General features: G+C 69.8%; 8 protein-coding genes. All 8 read right to left on the bottom strand.

From position 1 onward, the window contains the following. Positions 1-776 (bottom strand): Rossmann-like and DUF2520 domain-containing protein (locus B4L26_RS09760; protein ID WP_290718442.1); only part of this gene is annotated, 776 nt, incomplete at its 3' end. Positions 777-935: 159 nt separating this feature from the next. Then, positions 936-2,045, bottom strand: a complete 1,110-nt coding sequence (locus B4L26_RS09755) for a DUF6779 domain-containing protein (RefSeq protein WP_290718440.1) — start codon at positions 2,043-2,045, stop codon at positions 936-938. A gap of 84 nt (positions 2,046-2,129) precedes the next feature. After that, positions 2,130-2,651: a DUF3180 domain-containing protein gene (locus tag B4L26_RS09750; RefSeq protein WP_290718438.1), complete on the bottom strand. Its 522-nt coding sequence runs from the start codon at positions 2,649-2,651 to the stop codon at positions 2,130-2,132. Beyond that, a complete protein-coding gene (folK, locus tag B4L26_RS09745; protein WP_290718436.1) occupies positions 2,648-3,223 on the bottom strand; it encodes a 2-amino-4-hydroxy-6-hydroxymethyldihydropteridine diphosphokinase in 576 nt (191 codons plus the stop codon). The genes B4L26_RS09750 and folK overlap by 4 nt, the downstream gene beginning before the upstream one ends. Further along, entirely contained in the window at positions 3,220-3,606 is a 387-nt protein-coding gene (gene folB / locus B4L26_RS09740; protein ID WP_290718434.1) for a dihydroneopterin aldolase, read from the bottom strand. Before folB ends, folK begins: the two co-directional genes overlap by 4 nt. Continuing rightward, on the bottom strand, positions 3,599-4,528 hold the full coding sequence (gene folP, locus B4L26_RS09735) for a dihydropteroate synthase (RefSeq protein WP_290718432.1): 930 nt from the start codon (positions 4,526-4,528) through the stop codon (positions 3,599-3,601). Before folP ends, folB begins: the two co-directional genes overlap by 8 nt. Before the next feature lie 5 nt (positions 4,529-4,533). After that, positions 4,534-5,145: a GTP cyclohydrolase I FolE gene (gene folE, locus B4L26_RS09730; protein WP_290718430.1), complete on the bottom strand. Its 612-nt coding sequence runs from the start codon at positions 5,143-5,145 to the stop codon at positions 4,534-4,536. Next, on the bottom strand, positions 5,135-6,666 hold a 1,532-nt coding region (locus B4L26_RS09725; protein WP_290718428.1), incomplete at its 5' end, for an ATP-dependent metallopeptidase FtsH/Yme1/Tma family protein. The genes B4L26_RS09725 and folE, both read right to left, overlap by 11 nt.

Here is a 6,666-nt window from a genome sequence, read left to right as displayed (position 1 = left end):
GCATCGGCGTCGCCGCGGGCGACAGGGCCGGTCAGCGCGGAGGGCCCGAGGTCCAAGACGTTGCCCAGCGCGGCGGTCACCAGCGGGGCCAACATGTCCTGCGCGGAGCGCAGCGGTGCGGCGGTCCCGTCGGCATCGGCGCGCTCGATCACCGAGCGCAGCACGGTCGTCGCGTCGCTGATGAGGGCGACAAGGTGGTTGGCGCCATGGGCGAGGGCCGCGTGGTACAGGGTCCGGTCGGCCTCGTCGATCCGGACGGGCTGTCCGCCGATCTCGTAGACCAGCGACGCTCCGACGGTGTGACCGATCTCGTCGTCGGCGGTGATGGCAAAGCACGCCGAACGCATCCGCTCCGTGTCCTGCGCACCGCCGACGAAGGTCATGGCCGGGTGGATCGCCAGGCCGAGGGCGCCGCGGCTGGTCAGCGGCGCGAGGACCGCAGTGCCGTGCGCGCCGGCGACGTGCATGACGATCGTGCCCGGGCGTACCTGCCCGCCGTCGGCGAGTTCGGTGACGACGTCGGGCAGCACGTCGTCGGGGACAGCCAGGATGAGCAGTTCGCTGCGGGCGGCGACCTGCGCGGGATCGTTGAAGATTTCGGAGTCGGGCAGTCGCTTGGCGACGCGCTCGCGCGAGGCTGCGGATCGGGCGACGACAGCACCGACGACGTGTCCAACGGATTCGAGGGCCTGGCCGAGTGCGGTTCCGACGCGGCCGGCGGAGACGAGGCCCACGGCAAGGCGAGCGGGTGCCGACGGGTCGGCAACACCGTGCATCGGTGAATCAGTCACCGCGGATCCTCCAGAGTCGTTCCAGTCCCTCCACGAAGGCGGGTACCAGACGGTTACAGCAACGAGGATAGTGCGGTTGTGCCAGCGGCCGCTACGCGGTGTGACCGACCTATCACCCCGGCATCACCCGGGATCGTGCGTGACTCAGTCGCGACGGTGGTGCGTCTCGCCGCCGGATTGGCTGTTGCGCAGCTGGCTGAGCAGATCAGCCGCGGAAATCCCCGACTCGTGCTGGCCCTCGACGCGGCGGCGACCACCGGTTTCCGGGCCCGCGGGGGCCTCAGTGTTCTGCGCCGACGGGGTGACCCACGCGTCGGTCGGGTACTGCTCGACAGTCGCGTACTCGCCAGACTGCGCGGTGTAAGCCTGCTCGCCGTACGTCTGCTCGCCGTAAGCCTGCTCGCCGTACGCCTGCTCGCCATATGGCTGCGAGGTGTACTCGGTGTACCGGGCGGCCTCGGCCTCGGAGACCTCGACGGCCTCATCGGCGACGACGACGGTCGTCTCATTCGCGTACGCACCGGCCGAGTACGCCTGCGTCCCCGTCCACGACGGCGACTCGTCGACGGGAACAAACGACGGCGGGTCGGCGAACGGGTTGGAGTACGGTTCGTGATCGTCTTCGACGACGGGGATGATCTCGGTGAGGTCATTGCGACCGCCCTGCGGCACGTGCCGACCATCGGCAGCGGGAGGCGCGGTGGACGCGAAGTCCGACGCCGCGCGCAGACTGTCTTCGCCGCCGTAGCTCGGCGACACTGCGGCCGACAGTTCGCGCAGCTGCTCGTTGGCCAGGGCCACCCGCTCGTCGGGCAGCTCGTGGCCCATCATCTCTTCCAGCCTGGTGCGCAGCGCGTAGATCTGCGCCTGCAGTTCACGCAGGTCATTGCCGGCCTCGTCGGCGACTTCGCGTCGGATGTGCGCCTCGACGTCCATCTCGTACTGGCGGCGGGCGGAGATCTCGCGCTCGAGCTGCAGCTCATACACCAACCGCATGTCGCGGCTCTTGGCCTCGGCGACCTCGGCTTGGCGGCGGAAGCGGGTGACGCCGATGGCGCCGAGTACTGCCGCCCACAGTGCAGCGATGACTGCGACGGAGGCGCGGATGGAGAGCTGGTCGCTCCAGACCATCATGACGCTCGCGACCAGCGCCAGGACGATGAGCAAGCCCATGAGCCACTGGCCCGCGGCGCTCTGCGTCCCGGGCGTGCGGGTGTCACGCTTTCCGTTCGAACGACTCGTGGTGGTCGCCATGTCGTGAACTTACCTGCCTATCGTGAAAATCCGTCTCAACCTCACCGGAGCGTCACGCCAGGCGTTTTGCCCGTATGCGCACCGTCAGGCAGCGTCGGGATCGGCCACCTGGCCGTCTTCGGTGGGGTCGTCCGGTGTCTTACAGCACTGCTCGAGCCACAGAGCGGCGACGACGAGTGCAACTCCCCCTAGAGTTCCAATAATCGTACCCGGCTTGCTTGAATCCGCCTTGGTCACATCGTCGAGAGTGAACAGATACACACTGACCGCCCCCCACGCGCCGACGGCGACGGCACCGAGGATCGCGGATGCCTTAGCCAGCGCGACGAAGCGCGCGACGGTCACCGGATGCAGTTGTTCATGCGCCTGACCGACCTCGTTTTCGGCGACGCGGCGCTTGACGATGACGGCCGCGGCGGCCTCGGTTGCGGCGAGGACGAGCAATACGGCGCTGGTGTACCAGGCGATGACCGGGAAGTCGCGGAAGTTGTAGGCGGTGAACACCCAGGCCAGCACCGCGACTGCAGCGCCGAGCAGCACCAGGTCGCGCACCCGGGTCGGCCCGAGACGGCCATCGCGCTCGTCGGGTCCGGGGTTGGTGGTCATCGGCGGCCCCCCGATACCGGCAGGTCGACGCCCAGTTCGGTGATCTGCTCGCATTCGGCGGCATCAAGGCCCTCGATGAGGGCGGCGACCGATCTCGACGTGCCGTCGGGCAATTGCAACTGCGCATCGGCGTCGACGGCCAGCCACGGGATCAGCACGAATCCGCGTTCGTGCGCGCGCGGATGCGGCAGCATCAACTCCTCGGTGGCATGGGTGAGCGAGTGCCCGTCCTCGTCGTAGACGGCCACGACGTCGACGTCGAGAGTGCGCGGCCCCCACCGGATGTCGCGACGACGGTCCGCGGCGGCCTCCATCTCGGCGCCGCGGCGCAGCCACGAGAGCCCGTCGCGCTCGCCGACGACGATCAGGGCGATGTTGTAGAAGTCGTCTTGCTCGACACCGCCCCACGGCGGGGTGACGTAGACCGGTGATACGGCCAGCACCTCGTCGGAGACGGTGAATCCGTCGACGACGCTGGCGAGGTGCGCGAGTCGGTCGCCGAGGTTGGACCCCACCGACAGCACCGCGGTGGTGCGGGGCGCGCGAGTCGGCGTCGTGGCGCCTTCGCTCACTCGGCCCCCCGGTGCAGCATCGTCTTGCGGGAGCGGCGGGTGACGACGGCGACGTCGGCGAAGGCAACCGGGATGGGCGCCGACGGTTTGTGCACGGTCACCTCGACGGCGTGCAAGCGCTCATCGGCCATGACGGCTTCGGCGATGTCGGAGCCGAGCTTCTCGATCAGGTTGCATGGCTCACCGGCGACGATGCCGTGCACGAGCAGGGCGAGCGAGCCGTAGTCGAGGGTGTCGGTGAGGTCGTCGGAGTCGGCCGCGGTCATCAGGTCCAGCCACACGGTGACGTCGATGATGAAGTCCTGGCCGTCACGCCGCTCGTGCTCGAACACGCCGTGGTGCCCGCGGACGGTCAGTCCACGCAATTCGATCCGGTCAGCCATCGGTCCCTCTTCCCGTCGTAGTGGGTCCACCAGTCCACGCCGCTGCGACGGCGACGGCGTCGCGGCTGGCGGCGACGTCGTGGACCCGTACGCCCCACACCCCGGCGGCTGCGGCGAGTGCCGATACCGCGGCGGTCGCCGTCTCCCGACCCGACGGGGGACGGTCCTCCCCGTCGACGGCGAGCAGCGAGCCGAGGAACCGCTTGCGCGACGCCCCGACGAGCACGGGGAAACCCAGGCCGATCAGCGTCGGGAGGCCGCGCAGCAAGTCCCAGTTGTGTTCGGCGCTCTTCGCGAAGCCCAGTCCGGGATCGAGGATGAGACGGTCGGGGTCGACGCCGGCGGTGACTGCCGCATCGACCTGCGCGAGCAGTTCGCCGCTGACTTCGCCGACGACGTCGCGGTAGGCATCGGCCTGCCCGGGGCGGTGGGTGAAGTCCTCGGGCCCGTACGGCCCGTCGGCGCCGGGAGCACCGTCGGCGGGTGCGCCGGACCGGTTGCGGGCCCGCTCGGTCAGCGGCCGCCAATGCATGAGGATCCAGGGCAGACCAGCGTCGGCGACGACGCGGGCCATGTCGGCGTCGGCACGGCCGCCGGAGACGTCGTTGACGTAACTCGCGCCGGCTTCGATCGCCGCGGCGGCCACCCCGGCGCGCATGGTGTCTACGGAGACGGTCACGCCACCGGCGGCGAGCGCGGCGATGACGGGGACGACGCGGGCGGTCTCGACGGATTCGTCGACGCGGTGGGCACCGGGCCGGGTGGACTCCCCGCCGACGTCGACGATGTCGGCACCGTCGGCGACGAGGGTCTGCGCGTGGGTCACCGCGGCGTCGACGTCGAGGAACTTTCCGCCGTCGGAGAACGAGTCGGCGGTCACGTTGACCACACCCATGATCTTCACGCCGCCGGCCGTCTCCATCGGTGTCAACGCGCGATCAGCTGCAAGGCCTCGCTGCGCGACACCGCGTTGGTCTTGAAGATCCCGCGCACTGCCGACGTCGTGGTGCTGGACCCGGGTTTGCGGATGCCGCGCATCGCCATGCACAGGTGCTCGGCCTCGATGACGACGATGACGCCGCGCGGGTCGAGCTTGTTCATCACGGCGTCGGCGATCTGGCTGGTTAGCCGCTCCTGGACCTGTGGCCGCTTGGCGTACAGGTCGACGACGCGCGCGAGCTTGGACAGTCCGGTGACGCGCCCGGACTCGCCGGGGATGTAGCCGACATGCGCGACGCCGTGGAAGGCGACGAGGTGGTGCTCGCACGTCGAGTACAGCGGGATGTCTTTGACGAGGACCAGTTCGTCGTGGTTCTCGTCGAACGTCGTCTCGAGCACCTCGTCGGGGTCGGTGTAGAGCCCGGCAAACACCTCGTGGAAGGCGTTGGCGACGCGAGTCGGCGTGCGCCGCAGCCCTTCCCGGTCGGGGTCTTCGCCGATCGCGATCAGCAGTTCGCGCACGGCCGCCTCGGCGCGCGCCTGGTCGAACTCTCCGATGGTTGCGCCGTCCTCGGCGCCCTCGATGGTCTCAGCGCTCATCGGACTCGGGTGCCTGACCGTTGGGTGCCTGACCGTTGGGTGCCTGACCGTTGGGTTCCTGACCGTAGGACGTCTGGCCGTTGAGCTCTTGGCCGTTGGGCGCCTGGCCATACTGAGCCTGACCGTTGGGGCCCTGACCGTACTGTTGCTGACCATTCGGTGCCTGGCCGTACGGCGGGGTCAGCGGGACGCCCTGGGGATGGCCCGGGTTAGGCGGCTGCGGCGGCCAGCCGGGGGCCGACCAACCGGCGGGGGCGCCGTAGTCGGTCACGCCGGGAGCCGGTGCGTAGCCGGGATAAGACGGTGCGGGGTACCCGGCAGGCGGGTAACCGGCCGGCGGATAGCCCGCGGGTGGGTAACCGGCCGACGGGTAGCCGGTGGCCGACGCATAACCGGCTGGTTGCGGCTCGGGCTGCGGCACGGGTTCGGGTTCGGGCGGTGGCCACGGCTCACCGCGCTCGATCGCCAGCTCGCCCGGCGTCTTCACCGGCGGCTTGTCGCTGGGCGTGCGCCCACCGAAGTCATTGAAATCGGTGATGCGGTCGCGCTTGGTCACACCGTCGAAGATCTGCTCGAGGTCCTTACGGGTGAGCGTCTCCTTCTCCAGCAGCTCGCTGGCGAGCACGTCGAGGGTGTCGCGGTACTCGGCGAGGATGGCCCACGCCTCGTTGTGGGCGGCCTCGATGAGGCGGCGCACCTCCTCGTCGATCTGCGCGGCCACCTCGTCGGAGTAGCCCGACTCGCCGCCCATGGACCGGCCGAGGAACGGGTCGCCCTGCTCCTGCCCGTACCGCACGGCGCCGAGCTTGCTGCTCATGCCGTACTCGGTGACCATCGCGCGGGCGATCTTGGTGGCCTGGTCGATGTCGGAGGAGGCGCCGGTCGTCGGCTCGTGGAAGACGAGTTCCTCGGCGGCGCGCCCGCCCATCGCCATGACGAGGCGCGCGATCATCTCCGAGCGCGTCATCAGGTCCTTGTCCTGCTCCGGCACAGCCAGCGCGTGACCGCCGGTGCGTCCGCGCGCCAGGATCGTCACCTTGTAGATGGGGTCGAGGTCGGGCATCGCCCATGCGGCGAGGGTGTGGCCGCCCTCGTGGTAGGCGACGACCTTCTTCTCGTGCTCGCTGATGACACGGCTCTTGCGGCGGGGGCCGCCGATGACGCGGTCGACGGCCTCTTCCAGGGTGGCCGCGGTGATCATCGACTGGTTCTCACGCGCGGTGAGCAACGCCGCCTCGTTGATGACGTTGGCCAGGTCGGCGCCGGACATGCCGGGCGTGCGCTTGGCCAGACCGGCCAGGTCGACGTCGGCGGCCAACGGCTTGCCCTTGGCGTGCACCTTCAGGATGGCCTCGCGGCCACGCATGTCGGGGTTGCTGACCGGGATCTGGCGGTCGAAGCGGCCCGGACGCAGGAGCGCCGGGTCGAGGATGTCCGGGCGGTTGGTCGCGGCGATCAGGATGATGCCCGATCGGTCGCCGAAGCCGTCCATCTCGACGAGCAGCTGGTTCAGCGTCTGCT

It is taken from the genome of Gordonia sp. UBA7599 (assembly GCA_002477755.1).
GTDB lineage: Bacteria > Actinomycetota > Actinomycetes > Mycobacteriales > Mycobacteriaceae > Gordonia.
This window is presented reverse-complemented; position numbering and strand designations above follow the sequence as displayed.